This is a genomic window from Polaribacter vadi, assembly GCF_018861005.1.
Lineage (GTDB): Bacteria > Bacteroidota > Bacteroidia > Flavobacteriales > Flavobacteriaceae > Polaribacter > Polaribacter vadi_A.
This window is the reverse complement of the sequence record NZ_JAHKQL010000015.1, coordinates 126566-145470: the sequence shown is the minus strand read 5'-3', so window position 1 is coordinate 145470 and position 18905 is coordinate 126566. Positions and strand designations below refer to the sequence as shown.

The following is an 18905-nucleotide window of genomic DNA, read 5'->3' as shown; positions in this document are numbered from 1 at the left end:
CAATTAGACTATAATTTTATAATGTAGTTTACAGAGAAGTTGTTGGGCATTGTCTCTTCAGTACTAACATTGATAGTTGTACCTTGAGGCGTATCTCCTGTTCTTCCTGAAATTGCATGTGTGTGATTACCATCGCTAGAAGTAATTGAATAATAACTTGGGGAAGCATTATTAGGCTCTCTATTTAAACCAACTACATCTCTTTCTCCACCTCCACTATTATATTTCCAAACCCCTGCAGAATGAGTATGGTTACCATCTGTACTATTAGCTAAAGTTCCTTTATCATGATAATGTTTTTCGATAGCTTGACTTTGGTATTCTCCTATAGTAGTTTCATCAAAATTAAAACGGTCTAAAGCATTTTCTCTAGAGTTGTAGCCAGCACCTTTTAAAAATCGACCTTGCAAATTTGGTGTTTTTGTATCATCTAAAAGTGTCTTTAGAGCTTCAAATTCAGAACCAGTTGGTATATTATTTCCATCACAAAGCAACCAACCTTCTGGAGCTTCTTCCCCCATAAAAGGCATAATACTTCCTGTGGGCACTCCATTTTCGGCTTCAGTTGCTTTTTTTGCATAATGGGCGTAAGGTGTATATAAAAACCCTTCATTATATACAATAATAAGGTTACCATTAAAGTTAATAGAGACCTTAATTTTAAGGTTTGGTAGACTAAAATCTACATTTTGTAATCTATTACCTGGTCCTAAAATATGAGAGAATACTCCAAAACTATCGGTTTGAATATTTTCTGTTTCTGAGTAAATTGATAAATCTTCTTCATCTATAATTTCGAAAGTAAAATTTAATGTTTGATTTACAATAGCACCTTTGGCGTTATCTCTTGCAACACCTTGCACAGCTATTCCTTGTGCGAAGATAGTTGCTGAAAAAAGTAATGCCACTACTAGTATAGAAATCTGTTTCATAATTTAGTTTTTATAGAAAATTTGGTTAATTATTTTTTTACGTAAGCTCTTGCTAATCCATTTGATAACAAAGGATTATTATCATTTTTATACTCTTTAATACTTTGTCCTAAAAACTTTTTAAAGTCTTTCTCAAAATGAGATTGATCAAAGTAATTGTATTGTTCTATGAGTTCTAGTAAAGAATAGTGTTTGTTTGTTTTTAACTCTCTAATGGTATAATTAAAACGTACTAAACAAATAAATCGATAAGGTGTTGCACCTACTTCTTTATGAAACATTCTTTCTAAGGTTCTTGCTGAATATGGAAAAACTTCTGTTAACTCTTTTACTGGGAGCATTCCTTTTTTATTTAAAATGTATTGCACTATTTCTACAGAAGGTAATAATACACTCCAATCTCTATAATAATTTCTTAAATGCTGGTCTGCAATTGCTGTTATTTCTTTTATAGAATGAATTTCACGCAATGCATAGTAGAGACTCTCTATAATATCATCTTCTACATAAAAAGATAAGTCAATAAACGTGTTTCTATTTTTTGTAGAATGAATTTTGGTAACATTATGCAGAATATGATTAGGCAATTCAAAAGACAGCCAAGAACTATCTTTAAAAGCTTCTACTTTAAAAAAATTTCCTGTACCTTTAATAAATACCTTAGGTATGTTTACCTCTTCATTTTTACAATTAGATGCTTTAATTTTTCCATATCTAATCATAATATAAGTATAGCCATAATCACTAATTAATTGAGGTTTTGCATCCTCTTCATAATTAATTCGAGTAACATCTTTGTAGAAAGAATGTCGAAATTTAGGATTATTTATAAATTGCATTTTGAAAGTTAAGTCTGTAAATATAATTCGAGTTTGTTAATTTATTTATGTAAAAAACCGACATTGTTAAGTATATCTGTTTTATTCCAAAAATAGTAAGAAAAAAATTATTTTAATTATATTGGCAAAATCAGACTAAAAATGCAATTTTATAAAGTAAAAAATATCAACTTAATGTATTTAAATTGGCAAAAACTTACATAAAAATTTATCAGCAAAAATTAAGTGTTTTTGAAACTCCATATAAAGAAAAAATTATTGAAACTTCTTTTGGAAAAACAAATGTTATAATTACAAATGGCATTGAAAAACCTCCTTTAGTTGTTTTACACGGATTAAATTCTGCTGCTCCATTTGCTTTGGATACAACTTTATTTTTATCAGAAAAGTATCAAATTTTCGCTATTGATATTATAGGGCAACCCAACAAAAGTGATTTTGTAAGATTGAATAAAAAAAATGATTCTTATGGAAAATGGCTACTAGAAATTATTGATAATTTACAAATTGAAAATATTACTTTTTGTGGAATTTCTTTTGGAGCATTCCCAGTTTTAAAATCACTTTTAATAGATGATAAAAAGATAAAAGAAGTTTTTTTAATTTCTCCAGCAGCATTTATTCATGGAAATTTATGGCAAACTATTTTCAAATTTTTAATTCCATTAAAAAAGTTTCAAAAAACACAAAAATATTTTTATTTAAAGAATTGTTTGTCTTCTATTTATGATGAATTAGATAAATTAACTTTAGATTATCAAAAAGAAGTTTTTACGAATTTTAAAATGGACTTTTCATTGACACCAAACTTTAAAAAATCAGCATTAAAAAAAATAAAAACTCCTGTTACCATTATTGCTTCTAAAAATGATTTTTTTGTTCCTACTAAAAAGCTAAAAAACAAGTGTGATAATTTATTGAATTTGAAAAAATTCATCTCTTTAGAAGATTCAAAACACATTGCATCAAAGACTGTTTTAAAGGATGTTTTTATAAAACTTATTTCATAAAACGATAAGGTAAATATATCATTTACTAACGCATTAAAAACTTGTTTTGAAACAGCTTCTAGGAAATCTTCAGAAATTACAGCACTAGACACAGAAACTAAAACAATTCTTACCTTGGAATATACTCCCACCTTAACATTAAATTGGTCTGTAACTGAACATAATAAAATTTAGGGTATTCAAAAGATTAAACTCGACAATTCTTCTTAAAAATTCAACATCATTGATGTTCTAATTCTGGTGAAGTCTAAATTATACTTACAATTTACACAACCTTTTTTACCCATTTCAATTCGCCCTACAAAACCAAATAAAAAAAGATTTTATTAAAATCTACAGCAATGCAACCTACATCTGTTCTTTAAAATTATGATATAAAGTTTGACAAGATAGGATGTTTACTTTCATCTAGTTCTTTTTGAGTAAAATCCGAAGACCATTCTACAATATTCAAAACATCATCATAAACTTAACCATTTATTACTGTCACTTTTTTTAAAAGGTTTGGTAGTATAAATTCTTTTAGGAATTTTATTCGCAGAAGTTTCTTTTGAAACTACTTTTATGGGTAAAACAAAAAATAGCATACATATATATTTAGATTTTGTTGCATTTAGCTGATTGGTCTATATAATCATCCATAAAAATGGAGATTTGTTTAACAGCAAAAGTAACCTGCTGTATATTTTAAATATCTCTTAATAATTTAGTTAGGTAATTATGAATTTTGAAAAAAACCTTAAAACACAATTATTATTTATAAATAGAACATAAATATCAATTATATTCTCTTATACATTTATCCATCCAGAATGGATTAAAACACTTATTATTTAGTAATAAATTAAAGATTTTTCTAGAATATTCTTAATTTACCACAAAGCAACCCAATTATTCTAACTCACTATTTGTCAAACCAATAAAAAGAAGTACATTTGCACTCCTTTTTTAAGGAAAAAATTAAATTATTAATAAACAAAGACTAAAAGTGTAATTATGAACACATTAAGTTACAAAACAGTATCAGCAAACGCAGCTACCGTAAACAAGGAGTGGGTTTTAGTTGATGCAGACGGGCAAACGTTGGGTCGTCTAGCTTCTAAAATAGCAAAGCTAATTAGAGGTAAGTACAAACCAAATTATACTCCTCACGTAGATTGTGGAGATAACGTGGTTATTATCAACGCAGAAAAAATCAATTTAACTGGAAACAAGTGGAGAGACAAATCTTACATTCGTCACACAGGTTACCCAGGAGGACAAAGATCGTTAACTGCAACAGAAATGTTTGAGAAAGATCCTACAAGATTAATTGAAAAAGCAGTAAAAGGTATGTTACCAAAAAATACTTTAGGTAGCGCTTTATACAGAAACTTGTATGTATATGCAGGTGGTGAGCACAAACATGCAGGTCAAGAACCTAAAGCTATTAACCTTAACGATTACAAATAATGGATATAGTACACAAAATCGGTAGAAGAAAAACAGCTGTTGCTCGTATTTATCTTTCAGAAGGTAAAGGTAACATTACTGTAAACAAAAAAGATTACAAGAGTTACTTTACAACTGGTACTTTACAATATAAAGTACAACAACCTTTAATGTTAACAGAAAACTTAGAGTCTTACGACATTAAAGTTAATGTTTATGGTGGTGGAGTTACAGGACAAGCAGAAGCAATTCGTTTGGCAATTACTAGAGCTTTAGTTTCTATTAACGAAGAGCACAAAGCTGTCTTAAAACCAGAAGGTTTATTAACAAGAGATCCAAGAATGGTTGAACGTAAGAAATTCGGTCAGAAAAAAGCACGTAAAAAATTCCAATTCTCGAAACGTTAATATTTTTGCAGAATTTATTCTGCAATATATTTTCTCAGAGAACTGTTATTATTACTAAAATTTAATATTAAACAGTTTAGTATCTAAATAATTAAGACTCGAAAGACTACTTAATTATTGATTTAAGAAACAGAAAGTAAACACATTTTAAAAATGGCAAACGTAAACATTCAAGAATTATTAGAAAGTGGAGTACACTTTGGTCACTTAACAAGAAAATGGAACCCAAATATGGCTCCTTATATTTATACAGAAAGAAATGGTGTACACATCATTGATTTGTATAAAACTGCAGCTAAAATAGAAGAAACTTCAGAAGCTTTAAAAAAGATTGCAAACTCTGGACGTAAAATTTTATTTGTAGCTACAAAAAAACAAGCAAAAGACATTGTTGCTGAAAAAGCAAAAGCTGTAAACATGCCTTACATCACAGAAAGATGGCCAGGTGGTATGTTAACTAACTTTGTTACTATTAGAAAAGCTGTTAAGAAAATGGCTCAGATTGATAGAATGAAGACTGATGGTTCTTTTGATGCATTATCTAAAAGAGAAAAATTACAAATTAATCGTCAAAGAGAAAAATTAGAAAAGAATTTAGGTTCTATTTCTGATATGACTCGTTTACCAGGTGCATTATTTGTAATTGACATTAAAAAAGAGCACATTGCTGTTGCAGAAGCTCAAAAATTAAACATTCCTATTTTTGCAATGGTAGATACAAATTCTGACCCAAGAGAGGTAGATTTTGTTATACCAGCAAATGATGATGCTTCTAAATCTATAGATAAAGTTTTATCTTTTGTAACTGATGCAGTTGCTGAAGGTTTATCTGATAGAAAAGCAGATAAAGAAAAAGTAAAAGAAGCTAAAGCTGCACCTGTAAAAGAAGAAGCTAAAGCAGAAGTTGCTGAAACAAGTACAGAAGAAACAAAATAATTCTAACTTTAAAAATAAAAATAACATGGAAACAGTAAAAGTAAGTGCTGCTGATGTTAAAAAATTAAGAGAAGCTACTGGGGCTGGAATGATGGACTGTAAAAAGGCATTAGTTGAAGCTGGTGGTGATTTTGATAAAGCAATTGATGTTTTACGTAAAAAAGGTCAGAAAATTGCTGCAAAAAGAGCTGATAGAGAATCTACAGAAGGTGTTGCAGTAACAAGAATTAACGAAGCAAAAACAGAAGGTGTTGCTATTGTTTTAGCTTGTGAAACTGACTTTGTTGGTAAAAACGAAAAGTTTGTTGCCTTAGGTGGTCAATTTGCTGATATCGCTTTAAATTATGATAGCAAAGAAGATTTCTTAGCTGCAGATTTTGGTGGTATGACAGTTGCTGATAAATTAGTTGAACAAACTGGTGTAATTGGTGAAAAGTTAGACATTACTGCTTTTGAAAAAGTAGAAGCTGCTTATGTTGGGGCTTACACTCACATTGGTAAAATTGCTGCTTTAGTTGGTTTATCTGCTGTTGTAGATAATGCTGATGTTTTAGCAAAAGATGTTGCTATGCAAGTTGCTTCTATGGGAGCTACCACTTTATCTTACAAAGATTTTGATCCTGCTTATGTAGCTGCTGAAACAGAAGCTAGAATTGCAGTTATTGAAAAAGATAATATTGAGTTAGGTAGATTAGGTAAAACATTAAAAAATGTACCTCAATTTATTTCTATGTCTCAATTATCTGAAGAGGTTTTAGCACAAGCTGAAGCTGATGCAAAAGCGCAATTAGCTGCTGAAGGTAAACCAGAAAAAATCTGGGATAGAATTTTACCAGGAAAAATGGAAAGATTCGTTGCAGATAACACTACTTTAGATATGGAACAATGTCTTTTAGATCAATCTTTTATTAAAGATGAAAAGAAAAATGTTGCTCAATACGTTGCTACTTATGGTAATGTTGAGGTATCTACTTTTAAAAGAGTTACTTTAGGATAATTACTTATTCTTTTTATAATTTAAAAAAGCCATCTATACTATATAGATGGCTTTTAATTTTATTAAAACTCATTTTTACCTATTTTTGTAAGGAACCCTAAATTTCATTTTAATGAAAAAGCCAGAATTATATGTTGTTGCTATTGGTGCATCTGCAGGAGGATTAGACGCAATTCAACAAGTTTTTGATAATATACCTGAAGACACAGGAATGGCTTTTGTTGTTATTCAACATCTATCACCAGACTTTATAAGTTTAATGCCAGAATTGTTGGCTAAGCATACAAAAATGAAAATTTTTACTGCTGAAGATAAATTAACCATACAACCTAACTGCATATACCTAAATCAACGAAATAAAAATTTACATATTAAAGGAAGAGAGTTATACTTGTTAGACAAAGGTCCTAAACATAATTTAAATTTGCCAATAGATATTTTTTTCCACACTTTAGGAGAAGAATATCATGAAAAATCTATAGGTGTTATTCTATCTGGAACAGGCTCTGATGGTTCAAGAGGTATAAAAACTATTAAAGAAAATGGTGGTGTTATTTTTGTACAAGACCCTATAACTGCTCAGTTTGATGGTATGCCAAATTCTTCTATTGCAACAGATTTGGTAGATTTTATTTTGAATCCAAAAGATATTGCTAAAAGATTCAATAGCCTATTAAACCCACCTTTAATTATAGATTCAGAGTTTCCAATACAAGAATCTAATGAGGTTTTAATTAATAAGATACTACAAGAAGTTCATAAATATTCTGATATTGATTTTAGAGAATATAAAAAAAATACACTTTTAAGAAGATTAGAAAAACGTATGAACATCAATAACATTGATGAATTATACAACTACCTTACATTTTTAAAGAATAATGAAAAAGAAAAAGAGTCTTTAAAACAAGATTTTTTAATTGGTGTAACGCGTTTTTTTAGAGATACAGAAGCCTTTCAAACTCTACAAGAAGAGGTTATTCCTTCAATTTGTGCTGGCAAAAAAAATTCTGAAACTATACGTGTTTGGGTGCCAGGTTGTTCTTCTGGAGAAGAAGTATATTCTATTGCAATGCTTCTAGATAGCCATATACGGTCTTATAAATTAAATATCAATTTTAAGATATTTGCATCAGATATAGACCCAAGAGCAATTACAGCTGCAAGTGCTGGTACATTTCATGTAAATGTAATAAACGAATTAGATACTATTTACTTAGACAAGTATTTTACTAAGATTGGAGATAAATTACAAATTATAAAAAGAATAAGAGAAAAAATTGTTTTTTCTAGTCATAACTTAATAAAATCGCCTCCATTTATTAGAATGGATTTAATATCTTGTAGAAATCTACTTATTTATTTAGACAGCAAAGTGCAGAGGAAAGTAATGTATAACTTTCAATTTGCATTAAATAAATTTGGATATTTATTTTTAGGAAATAGTGAATCTTTGGGTGAAGTTTCAAAGTTTTATAAAACAATAGATACGAAATGGAAAATTTATCAAAACATATCAGATACCAAACATATTCCTATACAAAATAGCCCATCAGGTAGGGTTCCTTCAATCTTATACAATAATCCGCCTCAACAAGCATCAAATCCACTTGTATATAGATTTAAGGAAAATCCAGAAAATGTTTTTCATAAATATTTGAGTAAAAAATACAGTCCTTCATCTATCTTTTTTGATAAAGATTACAATATTATTTACATTAAGGGAGATGCTGGAATAAGGTTAAATCACACAGAAGGTTTATTTGAAAACAACCTTTTAAAAGTAGTCGATGATGACCTATCAACAATCATTAGAAGTGCTGTAAATAGACTAGCAGAAGAAAAAAAAGACGTTATTGTTAAAGACGTTTTAAGTAAAACGAAAAACGGAAACTTCTCTTTTGATTTATACCTACACAAGCCTACTGAAGATGACTTAAATGATATTTATCTTTTACAATTTGGAGAAGATAAAGAAACAGATGACCAAGTTATCATAGAAAACATACCTATTGATAAAATATCTAAGCAGCGAATTGATGAAATAGAAGACGAATTAAAATCTACCAAAACAGAACTACAAAATGTTGTTGAAGAATTAGAAACAAGTAACGAAGAGTTACAATCTTCTAATGAAGAATTAATGGCTTCTAACGAAGAACTACAAAGTACAAATGAAGAGTTACAGTCTGTTAACGAAGAATTATATACTGTTAATGCAGAGTTACAAGAAAAAAACAAACAGTTAACTAATTTAAATAACGATGTTACCAATCTACTAGATAATACAGATATAGGAACTCTTTTCTTAGACAGAGAGCTATATATTAGAAAATATACACCAGCAATTCAAAAACACTTTAACTTAAAGGAAACAGATATTGGTAGGTTAATTAGTAGTTTTGCATCAAATTTTAATGAAAAAATTAGACTATCTATTTTAAACAATTCTAAAAAAGTTTTAGAAAAATTAACACCTATTGAAAAAGAAATTGTAGATAAAGATGGTAATTTTTATTTATCAAGAATTAGCCCCTTTATTACTATTGATAAAAAAATTGATGGTATAATTATTACGTTTGTAGAAATTACAAAACTAAAAGAAACAGAAATAGAACTTGCCAACACAGAATTAAGATATCAAAATTTATTTCAAAACTTAAATGAAGGTTTTTCGCACGCAAAAATTATTACAGATAGAAATGATAAACCTATAGATTGGGAATATATTTCTATTAACACATCTTTTGAAAAACAAATTAATTTATCTGAAAAAGAAATAATTGGCAAACCTTTTAGTAAAATTAACCCCGATATTAAAAATGACTCTATAAATTGGTTAGAAGTCTATGGTTATACTGCACAAACAGGTATTGAGCAAAAATTAGAAAGCTACTCAACTAAACTAGATAAATATTATATTGTAAGAGTTTTTTCTCCTAAAAAAGGTGAATTTGCTGCAACTTTTGCAGATGTAACAGATCTAAAGAAAAAAGAAGAACAATTATCTAATAATGAAAAAGAGCTTAAAAGAATACAAAACTTAACACATGTTGGTAGTTGGTACCTAGACTTAAAAACTGGCAAAGTAACATGGACAGAAGAATTGTATAAGACATTTAGATTAAACCCTAATTTACCACCACCAAGTTTTTCTGAACAAGAACGTTTATTTAGTAAAAAAAGTTGGGTAGAATTAAACTTTGCTCTAAATGAAACACAAAAAACAGGCATTCCCTATGAAGTAATATTAGAAGTAATACATGAAAACAAAATAAAAGGTTGGCTTTGGGCAAGAGGTGAAACAGTAAAAGATGCACATGGAGAAACTATTGGTCTTAGAGGTGCATCACAAGATATTACTGAGTATAAATCTATAGAAAAACAACTTTTAATAGCTAGGCAAAAAGCAGAATTTGCTAACATTCATAAAAACTATTTCTTAGCAAACATGAGCCATGAAATTAGAACACCAATAAGTGGTGTTATTGGTTTTTCTGAATTATTGAGAGATGAAAATATTTCAGCTCAAGAAAAGATGCAATATTTAGATATTATAGACGGAAACTCTAAACAACTTTTAAGCTTAATTGATGATATTATTGATATAGCTAAAATAGAAGCTAATGAATTAAAAATTTCTCCAAAAAACTGTAACATAACTGAATTGGTTAAAAATATAGAAATTAACTTTAATCAAATAAAAACAGCAAAGAAAAAAACTCACATTACAACAAAATCTTATATACCAAAAGAAGCTAAAAACTTAACTGTTTTAACAGACCCTTTAAGACTAAGACAAGTAATTACGAATCTTTTAAACAATTCTTTAAAGTTTTCTGAAAAAGGAGAAATATCATTTGGATTTGAAATTAAAAATGAAGTGTTAGAGTTTTTTGTAAAAGACGAAGGTATTGGAATACCAAAAGATAAGTTAGATGAAATTTTTGATCGTTTTAAACAAATAAATTATAGTGATAATGCAAAATATGGTGGTACTGGTCTTGGTTTATCTATTTGCAAGGGTATTATTAGTAATCTAGGGGGTAAAATTACTGTAGCTTCTACTTTAAATAAAGGCGCAACTTTTAAATTTACTATACCTATAAAAATTATAGAAAAAGACAGTCTACCTAAGCGTAAAGAAAACAAAATTCTTACTGAAGACAATTACTCTTTTTTAAAGGATAAAACTATTTTAGTTGCAGAAGATGATGAAATTGTAAAACTAATGTATACCAAGTTTTTAAAAGGGACTAAAGCTAAAACTATATTTGCACCTAATGGAAAATTGGCTGTTGAACAATATATAAAAAATAAAAATATAGATATTGTTTTAATGGATATTAGAATGCCAGAAATGAACGGTTTTGATGCCACCAAAAAAATTCTAGAACTTAACCCAAATGCAATAATAATAATGCAAAGTGCTTATGCTATGCACGATGAAAAAGAAAAATGTTTTGAAATTGGTTGTAAAGATTATCTTACAAAACCAGTAATAAAAAAAGAATTATTTAGAGTACTACATAAATGGATTGATTAATAATATAAAAACAATAGATAGTTTATTCTTTATTTTTAATCTAAAAGAACGAAAAACCAACACCAAAGGATAAACTATCTATTCTATTGTTTTCAAAACCAAAAATTCCTTTTCTATGAAAATCTAATTTTAAAATTAGATTCCATCTATTTTCTCCAGAAAATTGAGAACCTATTCCAAAGCCATAATAATTACCATCTGGATAGCTGTTAGATGGTCTCCACATTTTACCATAACTCATTTCTACAAAAAAAGCATCATCTTCTCTTTCTGTAATATTGTATTTTAAACTACCATAAGTTGGTATTGCACTCACTGAATATCTACTATGATAATCGTAACCCGCATTTATACTCACAGCAAACTTTCTTTGAAATTCGTAACCAAAGCCAGTTCTAAAATAAAAACCAGTAAAATCTATTAAGTACTCATCATCATCAGGTTCAAATAAAACATAGTTTTCATTTAAACCCAATGAAAAATTTAATGAGCCAGTAAAAAAAGGCCTGTTTAAACTATCTTGCGCAAAAGATTGTGCTACATATAAAAGTGCAATGAATAGTATTTTTTTAGTCATAAAGTTAGTTTCGATTTCAAGTTTTGAAACAAAAACTATTCCACTTTAATTATTTAGGCTCTAATAATAATACTATTTTATTAAAATCTGCAGCAGAATTTATTACAGTTCTGTATTCTTCATATAAAGCTACTTTTATAATATTTTCTCTATAATGTTCATCCGCAGTAATTTTTAAAACATCACCATTTAATTCGTAAAAAGATTTAAAAGAAAATAGTTCTTTACCATCTTCTGAGTATGAATTATCAATATTAATATCCTCTAAATTAGTAATTTTATATCCTTCAGGAATTTTAATGTTTATCGTTCTATAATAGCTTCTATGAAACTCTTGCTCTAAAGGCAATACTCGCTCTTTCTCTTGATACATTTGCATTTGTGGGCCAATTATATCACCCAACTTAAATAAGTACTTTCTACCCGCTTTTTCTACAAATGCTTCTGATGTAAAATCAACAATAAATTGCAAAGGCTTAACACCAAATAATTCTGATTCTCCGTTTACAATTTCTCGTTTTTCTATCGTTAATTCTGATGTAATACTTTCTATAATATTATCTACCAATTCATCTCTATCATCACCAATAATAAAATGCATAAAAGGTTGAATATTACCTGCATAATAACCCCCTAAAGATCTATCAAAATGAATGATATTTTCTGTTAAATCATCTGGATTAAAAGCAATATCTACAACCATTGTATCTTCTGTTTCACTTGCTTGTACTGGCTCTATATATTTTACTTTACCAACTGCAGATTTATAATCGCCAATTTTAACTTCTTTAATAAACAATCCATAATTATCCATTAAAAAAGGAGTTGGAAAACCATATCTTTTTTCTTGAGCTGATGGTTCTAAATATTTTTTATACTTAGGAAAATAGATTAAAAAATCAGTTAAAAAATTATTCGCTTCAAAAGTTTTATCAAACTTAATTTGATCTCTGCTACTTGTTAAAACCAGTTCATGGTTAATATTAAAGGTTCTTAATAAAGAAATATATAATTTTAACGTACCTGTTTCATTAGCCACTTTTTTGGTTAAAACCATATCTAAATCTTGTAATTCTGCACTATAAGCATCATTAGAATAAACGTTGCTTTTTATATAAGATTCTAATCTTCTAATAATGGTTTCTTCATCAGCATTTTCTGGAATTTCTAATTCTTCGATAAATTTACTGATTAAATCAGTTGTTTTATTCTCATATTTTGGATAATAAAAAGAGTATAAATTCTGCGAAACTTTGCTATATGAAACTATATCTGATGTATTATTCGCAATATTTTTATCAATCTTATAAACTACATAACCTTTGGCTGCTTTGTAAGCAGAAAGGTATTCATTATCTATTTTTTTTAGATCTTTTAGGTATAATTTATAATGAAATCTATCCTTTGTTAACGTGTCTTGTTTTACTTCTGGCAAACCATTAAAACTCTTAAATGCAAAAGTTAAATTAGATGGCGAAAGTAAATCGAACTCAATTTTGTTTTTAGGATAATCATCTTGAATATTTAGCTTTTTACCCATATAAGCTGGGTCTTTTTTTACCACATATAAATACTCTATAAAACTACCTTTTGTAATTCCTTCAAAAGCAAAATACTTGTATTGTCTACCTGTTTCTTCATCTTGTGCAGTAAGTATTTTAGATTCATCTAAGTTTATAATTTTACCTTCTGTATCTATAACTCTGGCTTTGTTTATTTGCAATTCAGAATCCGAAGAAAATGGTAAATAAATTTTATTGAACTCCTCAATAGCATCATCAGAATTTAACCATAATATTTTATGCTCTAAAAAATATTCTACTAAAGCTTTCTCTTCGAAATGAAACTCAGTTACTATTTTTTCTTTAATTGCAATTAAATTCTCATTACTACTTTTATCTACATTATGTGCAGGATTTTCTTCCCAATCATAACTTTTATAAAAAGGAATGGTTTGCGCAAAATTAACTAAGGTTGTAACGACTAAAAGTAAGGTAAATATGTATTTTTTCATAGTGCTTTATTGTTTCTTTAAAACTATAATTTCTTTATATTGTTTTTCTATTTTTTTAATCAGTTTATTTAATTCCGTTTGTTGTTCTTTGGTTAAAACTAAAAAATTTAATTCGATATCTTGTTTGTAAAAAACCGCGTTTTCTTTTAACTCATAAGATATTTTACAAGTAATTAAATCATTAGAAAAACTTACATTTTCTGGCATATAATCTACAGCATAACCCTCTGGAATATTGAATTTGGTAACATAACTTTGGTACCTTTTAAAATCGTATTCTATAGCATACTCTCTTTTTTTATCGGCTTTTAAAGCAGAAATATCTTTGTTTAAATTTAGGTTGATGTAAATTTCGTCTCCTAATTTTTTAAAGTAATTTTTAATCTCAAAATCGTAATTGATGATAAAATCCTCATCATAATCATACTTATTGATTTCTTCTAATTTATTGATTAAAAACTTGTTATTCCCCTTGATAAATCTGGCATTATAAAAACCTTTTAATTTAGATTCTGAGTTAATGTTCTCTAAAGAATTAAAATAATTTATTTTAGGATAACCAGTAATATGCGTAATTGAATTACCAACTAAAACATCTTCTTTTATATTGATAGTTGTGCTGTCTATAATTGCATTTTCTTTAGCATCAACCACAGGCACTGTTTTAACTTTAAACTCGTTACCAAATGAAACCAAAGCTTCTTTACCTTGTATAAATGATGATGGTAAACCAAATTTTATATACCTACCTGTAGCATCTAAATAATACGTTTTTCCATTTTCTTCGTAAGATAAAATCATATGATTATCTACAACAGGAGTTGGCACTTCTTGGTAAGTGTATGGTATACTTCTTGTACCAATCCAAGTTAAATTTCCTTTTACACCTGCAATTTCTAACATTTTAAAAAGGATGCTAGAATTGTCTTTACAATCGCCATATTTTTTTCTAAAAACCTCATTAGATTCTCTTGGAATAAAGCCTCCTAAAGCATACTCAAAAGCAATGTATTTTATGTTTTTTTGCGCCCAATAATAAATGGCTTTTACTTTTTCTAAGTCCGTATTTTTATCCTTAGTTATTGTATTTACAATATTTACTAAAGCAGGATCTGGGGCTTCTTTATTTACATTTTCTACCAAAGAGTAATACCAATTGTATAAATCAGAAACTTCGCCCAATAATTTTTTAGTCTCTTTTTTTACTTTATAAGAATTAATTATTGGCACAATATGTGGCAAAATAGTAGTGTAACTTGGTGTACCAGATTCGTACTCAAATTCATCCTGATTTTCGAGTACCCAAGTATAAATGGTTTTCTTACGTTTTTCTTCTTTAGTGAATTTAATGTTTGCGTTTGTAGTATTAAACTCCTTAAAACTTAATTCAATGCCTTTATCTGCAATAATGGTTACTTTATTTTTGATGATTGGAAAATAATCACCAAAGAAAAAAGGACTTAAAAAACGCGGATTTTTAATATTCTGAGAATATTCTAAAACTGATTTTGAACCTTTCTTTAACTTCGGATATATAAAACTTAAAGTCTTAGAATCGTCGTAAAAAGAATCGTTTAACTCATCTTTTTCTGTAAATTTTTCTACTTTAGATTCAACATATTTTCCGTTTTCGAAAGTATAAGAGGATGCATTAATTTCGTTAAGTTCAAAAAAGAAAGACGAACTTACACTGCTTTTAGAATTGTAAGTTGCAGATTCATTTAAGTATAAATCTTCTTCTTTATTTTGTTCAAGAATTATTAATTTATCATCTTCTTGAGTTATTTTAATTACGGTTTCTTGTAACAACCTTACTCTAGAATTTTCTGGATATAATTTACTATATGTATTAAATTCTTCTGAAAATTGAGCAGAAATTGTACTTACAGCAAATAAGAAAATAATGAATTGTAACTTATAAATTTTCGACATTTTGTACTGTACCATTAACGTATTTCTTTTTCATTATTAATTTCCCTGACTCATTATAATACAAACTAGTACCATGTTGAATGTTATTAACGTAACTGCTTTCTTCTTTTTTTGATCCGTTTTCGTAATAAAGTGTGTATTTACCATTTCTCTCTCCATTTTTATAAACAATGGTTTCTTTTAACTTACCATTCATAAAATATTCTTTTCTGATGCCTTCCATATCATCATATTTATAGGTAAGTTCATCTTCAATTTTACCATTAAAAAAGTATGATTTATAGCTATTTGTTAAATCTCCATTTTTATATTCCATTATTTTTGAAGGTTTACCATTGCTATAAAATGCACTGATTTTACCAGTTTCATTTTTTAATGGAATCATTGGCAATTCTACACCAGTTTTATCTTTGTAACTGTATCCAATTAATGTGCCATAATTATAAAACCTAATTAATTGTAATTTACCTGTAGGATCGTAAAATTCTTTTCTACCATTTAATTCATTCAACTCATATTCTGTTGAAGTTTCTATAACACCATCTTCGTAATAATGAATTGTTGTGCCTACTTGATTTCCGTTTTCGTAAGTATAATCAGATTCTAACTGACCATTTTTGTAGAAATTTTGAGATTTTCCGTTTATTTTTCCATTTAAATAAGTGGTTTTACTTTCTACTTCTCCAGTTTCGTAAAACCAGGTCCAAAGTCCATTTTGCTCTCCATTTACATAATTACCAGTTGTTTTTACCTTTCCGTTAAAATAATAACCTGCATAAATTCCGTGTTTTACCTCATTTACATAAGTAATGGTAGTTTGTGGTTTACCATTTGCATAGAAATTAGTTAAAACATTTTCTTTGTTTTCTGATGCAAATATTATTTTTTGGGTTGCTTTACCTTCTTCATCAAAATACTGTTCCTCTATTAATTTACCATATTCGTAATATAATATACTATTCAGTTTCCCTTTAGGATCATAATATTTTTGCTGCCCATGTAATTGAGATCTGTTATAAAAATTTATAGACTGAACTGTACCATCTTTGTAATAATATCTCCACTCACCATGTTGATTTCCTTTCTTATACCAACCTTGTACATTTAACTGTTTGTTTTTATAATATGCAGCATAATAACCATTTACAACATCGTAATTATAAGGCGTAATACTTTCTAAATTTCCGTTTTTGTAATACGTAAAATAATCGCCAACAGTTACGTCTTCATCATAAGTACCTTTAGCATTTAAAACGCCATTATTCGAATAAAATTTCCATTCGCCAAGCTTTCCACCTTCAATATCATACAAACCTCTAGAAACTACATTACCAGTTGGTGAATAGCCTACAAAATTAAATTGATCATCTTTTTTTATTCCTTTACTTAAAACTGAACCGTCTTTTTTGTAATATGTATAAGCAATAATCTCTCCTCTATTGTATAAATAGTCGTAGAATAATTTACCATCAGTATCATAAAAAACATATACATTATTTAGTTTACCTTTTTTATAATCGAACTCACTTTGCAGAGTTCCATTTGCGTAATAAGTTCTCCATGTTCCAGAATACGCACCTTTTTCTCCTTGCCCATCTTCAAAAATTTGTCCATTAGAATGATAGGTTTTATAACTACCATTTAAAGCACCATTTACATAATCTGCCTCAGAAGAAACCTTTTGATTGTAATGATAAACTGTTCTTTTACCACTTAAAACACCATTAATATAATCTGATTTGGCATATAAAGTACCATCTGCATAATACTCTAAAGCTTCGCCTTCTATTAAATCTTTTTCATAAGGTATTTTAAATTCTAATAAATCTTGACCTACGTTAAAATAAGATTGATAAATACCATCTAACAAACCTTCTTTAAAATATTTTTTCTGTGTTAAAGCACCACTGCTGTTGTAAAACTCATATTTATCAGTTAAATCATTATTTTTAAAAGAAGCATCTATTTGTACTTTTCCATTATCATAATACATTGTGTTTTGGCCTTCTAAAACTCCGTTTTTGTAGGTAGCTGTTTCTTTTAATTCCCCTGAACTATTATACCACAGCCATTTACTTGTTTTATTACCTTTATCATCATAAAAACCAGTGGTAGATAATTGTCCATAACCATCATAAAACGTCCACTCTCCAACTGGTTTATTATTTAATCTTTTACCCAAAGCATTTACCTCTCCATCTCCATATTCGTAAAAAACCTCTTGTTTTTCGCCATTTATAGTTAGGGTATTTTTAGCTATAATTTCTATCCATTTATTTTTGAAAAGTTTAAAAAAGTCGATGATGTCTTGAGATTTTTTGTCAACAATTTCTTTAAATTCTTCATTTTCTATGGAAAAAGAAATTGTGTAAGTAAAATCGTTAAAATGATTATCATTTAAAATCCAATTATAAAATGGCACATATTTTTTCTCCCAAAAACCTCCATTACCTTCAAAATCTTTTAATTGTTGAATCATTGCATGATTCTGTTTTGTTAACGCAATGTTTATCGGGTTACCTGTTTCATAATCAGCATTAATAGCTACTTTACTATTTAAGATTAAATCTATATCTTCAAAAGCATCATCTGCATCTGTAAGTTGTAAATCTTCATTTTTTACATTTGCATTTTTTGCAACAACAGTATTGTTTAAATTTTGTAAAATAGAAAAATTGCCTTCTGCATCTGGTTCTAAAAGAATATAAAGATTAAATGCCATTAAAGCTTGTGTTAACCTATTTTGCTTGTAAAAAATATTACCAATTTGTAAATGTGGTTTCTTAAATAATGGGTTTAAGATTATAGTTTCTTTATAAGCTTCTAAAGCTTCGTTAATTTTACCTTGAGTTTCTAAAACAACCCCTTTATTAAACCATAATAAATAGTTTTTAGGGTAAATTTTAATACCTTTATTATAGGTTTCTAAAGCTTCATCATACTTTTTTAAATTGGTAAGTGCCACACCTTTATTGGTGTAAAAAAACAGTTTAGAAGTTTTATGGTCTGCTTTTATTCCTTGATCTGCAACTTTAATTACTTCATCAAACTTATTCAGTTGTAATAAATAATAAGATTTAGAGGTTAAAAGTGGATAATAAACAGAGTCGTTCTTATTAATTTTGTTAATAAGATCTATAGTTTTTTGATGATTGTTTTCTTTATTACTTTCTTCTATTTCAAGTCTAATTTCATCGTAATCTATAAATGGTATTTTTTCTTGGGCGTTTACAAAACTTACAATAAAAAGGGCTACTAATACTATTTTTTTCATAAAACTAAAT

The 18905-nt window shown here is 27.9% G+C and carries 12 protein-coding genes; 6 read left to right on the top strand and 6 right to left on the bottom strand.

Annotation, left to right across the window (positions count from 1 at the left end; genetic code table 11):
• Positions 1 to 8: 8 nt before the first annotated feature.
• Together KO506_RS07620 and KO506_RS07615 are read right to left on the bottom strand one after the other, a co-directional pair.
• Positions 9 to 932 carry a phage tail protein gene (locus KO506_RS07620; protein ID WP_215994300.1) on the bottom strand — a complete coding sequence of 308 codons (924 nt, stop codon included), beginning with the start codon at positions 930 to 932 and terminating at the stop codon, positions 9 to 11.
• A gap of 29 nt (positions 933 to 961) precedes the next feature.
• Positions 962 to 1771 carry a helix-turn-helix domain-containing protein gene (locus tag KO506_RS07615; protein ID WP_215994299.1) on the bottom strand — a complete coding sequence of 270 codons (810 nt, stop codon included), beginning with the start codon at positions 1769 to 1771 and terminating at the stop codon, positions 962 to 964.
• Between the two features lie 185 nt (positions 1772 to 1956).
• On the opposite strand from KO506_RS07615, the gene KO506_RS07610 reads away from it, so the two are divergent.
• From KO506_RS07610 to KO506_RS07585, 6 genes are all read left to right on the top strand, one after another.
• Positions 1957 to 2781 carry an alpha/beta fold hydrolase gene (locus tag KO506_RS07610; protein ID WP_215994298.1) on the top strand — a complete coding sequence of 275 codons (825 nt, stop codon included), beginning with the start codon at positions 1957 to 1959 and terminating at the stop codon, positions 2779 to 2781.
• A gap of 996 nt (positions 2782 to 3777) precedes the next feature.
• Positions 3778 to 4233 carry a 50S ribosomal protein L13 gene (rplM, locus tag KO506_RS07605; RefSeq protein ID WP_215994297.1) on the top strand — a complete coding sequence of 152 codons (456 nt, stop codon included), beginning with the start codon at positions 3778 to 3780 and terminating at the stop codon, positions 4231 to 4233.
• Complete coding sequence (rpsI, locus tag KO506_RS07600; protein ID WP_215994296.1) at positions 4233 to 4619, top strand: 30S ribosomal protein S9; 387 nt, start codon at positions 4233 to 4235, stop codon at positions 4617 to 4619. Before rplM ends, rpsI begins: the two co-directional genes overlap by 1 nt.
• Before the next feature lie 153 nt (positions 4620 to 4772).
• Positions 4773 to 5555, top strand: coding sequence for a 30S ribosomal protein S2 (gene rpsB, locus KO506_RS07595; RefSeq protein ID WP_068362191.1), 783 nt, complete (start codon positions 4773 to 4775; stop codon positions 5553 to 5555).
• A gap of 25 nt (positions 5556 to 5580) precedes the next feature.
• Positions 5581 to 6552, top strand: coding sequence for a translation elongation factor Ts (gene tsf / locus KO506_RS07590; RefSeq protein ID WP_215994295.1), 972 nt, complete (start codon positions 5581 to 5583; stop codon positions 6550 to 6552).
• Between the two features lie 112 nt (positions 6553 to 6664).
• On the top strand, positions 6665 to 11098 hold the full coding sequence (locus KO506_RS07585; protein ID WP_215994294.1) for a chemotaxis protein CheB: 4434 nt from the start codon (positions 6665 to 6667) through the stop codon (positions 11096 to 11098).
• A 40-nt stretch (positions 11099 to 11138) separates the two neighbouring features.
• Here the strand turns inward: KO506_RS07585 and KO506_RS07580 are convergent, their stop codons facing one another.
• From KO506_RS07580 to KO506_RS07565, 4 genes are read right to left on the bottom strand one after another with little or no spacing between them, the layout of a single operon-like run.
• Positions 11139 to 11675 carry a hypothetical protein gene (locus KO506_RS07580; protein ID WP_215994293.1) on the bottom strand — a complete coding sequence of 179 codons (537 nt, stop codon included), beginning with the start codon at positions 11673 to 11675 and terminating at the stop codon, positions 11139 to 11141.
• A 49-nt stretch (positions 11676 to 11724) separates the two neighbouring features.
• The gene (locus KO506_RS07575) at positions 11725 to 13689 is read right to left on the bottom strand and encodes a DUF3857 domain-containing protein (protein ID WP_215994292.1); all 1965 of its coding nucleotides are present in this window, start codon (positions 13687 to 13689) and stop codon (positions 11725 to 11727) included.
• A 6-nt stretch (positions 13690 to 13695) separates the two neighbouring features.
• Positions 13696 to 15621, bottom strand: a complete 1926-nt coding sequence (locus KO506_RS07570) for a DUF3857 domain-containing protein (protein WP_252726818.1) — start codon at positions 15619 to 15621, stop codon at positions 13696 to 13698.
• Positions 15605 to 18895, bottom strand: a complete 3291-nt coding sequence (locus KO506_RS07565) for a toxin-antitoxin system YwqK family antitoxin (RefSeq protein ID WP_215994290.1) — start codon at positions 18893 to 18895, stop codon at positions 15605 to 15607. Before KO506_RS07565 ends, KO506_RS07570 begins: the two co-directional genes overlap by 17 nt.
• Positions 18896 to 18905 lie beyond the last annotated feature (10 nt).

Coding starts and splice junctions, on each gene's coding strand:
- rplM (WP_215994297.1), top strand. CDS start 3,778: ATGAACACATTAAGTTACAAAACAGTATCAGCAAACGCAGCTACCGTA.
- KO506_RS07615 (WP_215994299.1), bottom strand. CDS start 1,771: ATGCAATTTATAAATAATCCTAAATTTCGACATTCTTTCTACAAAGAT.
- KO506_RS07565 (WP_215994290.1), bottom strand. CDS start 18,895: ATGAAAAAAATAGTATTAGTAGCCCTTTTTATTGTAAGTTTTGTAAAC.
- rpsI (WP_215994296.1), top strand. CDS start 4,233: ATGGATATAGTACACAAAATCGGTAGAAGAAAAACAGCTGTTGCTCGT.
- KO506_RS07575 (WP_215994292.1), bottom strand. CDS start 13,689: ATGAAAAAATACATATTTACCTTACTTTTAGTCGTTACAACCTTAGTT.
- tsf (WP_215994295.1), top strand. CDS start 5,581: ATGGAAACAGTAAAAGTAAGTGCTGCTGATGTTAAAAAATTAAGAGAA.
- rpsB (WP_068362191.1), top strand. CDS start 4,773: ATGGCAAACGTAAACATTCAAGAATTATTAGAAAGTGGAGTACACTTT.
- KO506_RS07570 (WP_252726818.1), bottom strand. CDS start 15,621: ATGTCGAAAATTTATAAGTTACAATTCATTATTTTCTTATTTGCTGTA.
- KO506_RS07580 (WP_215994293.1), bottom strand. CDS start 11,675: ATGACTAAAAAAATACTATTCATTGCACTTTTATATGTAGCACAATCT.
- KO506_RS07620 (WP_215994300.1), bottom strand. CDS start 932: ATGAAACAGATTTCTATACTAGTAGTGGCATTACTTTTTTCAGCAACT.
- KO506_RS07585 (WP_215994294.1), top strand. CDS start 6,665: ATGAAAAAGCCAGAATTATATGTTGTTGCTATTGGTGCATCTGCAGGA.